Below are 204 nucleotides of genomic sequence, written 5' to 3'. Positions count from 1 at the left end.
CAACTCCCTTTTTTTGGTCATGGTTGATTTTGGAGATTTTGGATGAGAAAATTCCGCCTCGGCAACACACAAGTAATCCTCGCTTAGTCAAAAAAACTCGTTCCAAATTTCCCTCTAACAAACCTATTCATCGTGGCATTGGTACTCAACATCAGCCACTCAGCTTTTCTATTATCAATACTGCTTAATTCTTAACCGAAAAGT

General features: G+C 38.7%; 1 pseudogene. It reads left to right on the top strand.

Features of this window, described 5'->3' with window-relative positions:
• A pseudogene (locus tag UYI_RS0131600) lies at nucleotides 1-188 on the top strand (IS4 family transposase); the annotation flags it as partial.
• Nucleotides 189-204: the final 16 nt, after the last annotated feature.

It is taken from the genome of Fischerella muscicola PCC 7414, assembly GCF_000317205.1.
Taxonomy (GTDB): domain Bacteria; phylum Cyanobacteriota; class Cyanobacteriia; order Cyanobacteriales; family Nostocaceae; genus Fischerella; species Fischerella muscicola.
This window is presented reverse-complemented; position numbering and strand designations above follow the sequence as displayed.